Annotated in this window: 2 protein-coding genes; both read right to left on the bottom strand. The window is 39.2% G+C overall.

The window, feature by feature from the left end; genetic code table 11:
* Window positions 1–816 (bottom strand): glycosyltransferase family 117 protein (locus E1171_RS02260; protein WP_155203665.1); only part of this gene is annotated, 816 nt, incomplete at its 3' end.
* Between the two features lie 226 nt (window positions 817–1,042).
* Window positions 1,043–2,051, bottom strand: a 1,009-nt coding sequence (locus E1171_RS02255; RefSeq protein ID WP_155203663.1) for a rhodanese-like domain-containing protein, incomplete at its 5' end; no start/stop codon positions are given.

Genomic DNA, 2,051 nt, shown 5'->3' with positions numbered 1-2,051 from the left:
TCCAATAATCAAAAGACCCAAAAAGATTACTCCCGAGCCAAATGGTAGTCCAATAGTATTTACAAAGAAAATTTCGAAAGAAAAAGCAATGGATGGAAGACCCGTAACAATTCCACTTTCAATAAATAAAACCAGGAAGCAACCAATGAAAAACGCTATAAATGCCCCTTTTGTGGTGGGTTGATACTTTTTAAAGTAATAAATTAAGGCCATGGCTGGAATAGCCAATAAGTTCATAAACCGAGCACCTAAAGCCAGCCCCAATATGTAGACAATCAGTAAAAGCAATTTATTGGCCTTCTTCTCATCTTCTATTAATTCCCATTTGAGCATGGCCCAGAAAACAAAGGCTGTTAGGAAGAGAGAAAAAGCATAAGTTTCCGCCTCCACTGATTCTGCCCAAAAGGAACTTGAAAAGGTACAGCCCAGCGCACCTATCAAACCACTACCTATCAGCGTAATAATTTGCCATGGGGTTTCCTTTCCCTCTTCTACTTTTAATATTTTTCTTCCCAATAGGGTGATGGACCAAAAAAGAAAAAGAACGGTAAAACTACTGCTCAATACACTAATAAAGTTGATGAAGTAGGCCACTTTTTCAACATTATCTCCAGCTAACATAGAGAAAAGCCTTCCCACCAATAAAAAAAAGGGAGCCCCTGGGGGGTGTGGCACCTCCAATTTAAAGGAAGAAGCTATATACTCGGCACAATCCCAGAAGCTTGTGGTAGGTTCAACCGTAATCGCATAAACGATAAAGGTAATGGCAAAAGCCATCCAGCCTGCAGTGATATTTACCTTATTGTAATTAATCATTGACAAATGGTTATGATGATAGATTTAAAAAAATTGCTCAAAAGATATAAAAAAAATCCCTTCTTTCTGCATAACCTTGCATTTTTAAAGGACTTAAGAACAAGGGTAAAATAGGTAAAAGAGGGGGCGAATTAATAGAACAAAAAAAGGGAGGCATATGCGGCTAATCAGCCTTTTGCCTCCCTTTATTGTTTTCCATGCGCATCCACAAAAGATGCCTATATTATTAATTTACTATTTCAATTCCTGTTTCCCGAATTGCGCCAAAACCTTTATATACATTGATTACCTTTCCAAACCCCTTTCTTTGAAGCAAAGATGAAGCAATCATTGAGCGATATCCACCAGCACAATGAACTAAATAAGTCTCTTCTTTATCGAGCTTTTCCGAATCCAATTCCAAATCCGACAGTGTAAGCAATTTTGCACCTTTTACGTGCCCACTTTCAAATTCCCCCTCCTTACGAACATCCAAAACAGTAGTACCCTGTTCATATAGCTCCTTCATCTTTTCTGGAGAAACTGATTTGACTGTATCTACTTTTTTACTTTCTGCCTCCCAGGCCTTCATTCCCTGAGCCAAATATCCTTTTACACTTTCGTACCCAATTCTGGCCAATCGAATCATAGCCTCTTCTTCCTTCCCTTCCTCAGCAATGACTATCAAAGGTTCCCCTATATTTAACAAAGTACCCACCCAAACGGCATATTGTCCATTCAGTCCAATGTTTAAAGCACCCTTGATATGTCCTTTCTCAAAATCGTCAGGTTTTCTGGTATCCAGAATCACAACCCCTTCATTTTGAAGTTCCTCCACTTCATTCACCGACAACGTGTTCAAATTGGCTTTAACAACCTCTTCTATTGGCCGGTATCCTTTTTTGTTTATTTTGGCGTCTTCAAAAAAGTATTTAGGAGGAGGTAATATTCCCTCCGTCACCCGAGAAATAAAATCCTCCTTGCTCATTTCCTGAAGTGCATAATTTGTCCTTTTCTGTTCGCCAATGGTAGAAAAAGTTTCTTTTCCAATATTCTTTCCACAAGCAGATCCCGGTCCATGGCCCGGATAAACAATTACCTCATCAAGAAGTGGCTTGATTTTATTATTCAAAGAATCGAACATCATTCCCGCAAGAGCTTCCTTGGACATATTACCATCCAATAAGTCCGGACGGCCCACATCACCTACAAATAGGGTGTCACCGGTAAAAACAGCATGTTCTTTTCCCTTTTCA

The organism is Xanthovirga aplysinae (assembly GCF_009711365.1).
Lineage (GTDB): Bacteria > Bacteroidota > Bacteroidia > Cytophagales > Cyclobacteriaceae > Xanthovirga > Xanthovirga aplysinae.
Note: the sequence above shows the minus strand (reverse complement) of the source record. Positions and strands in the feature narration are given on the sequence as shown.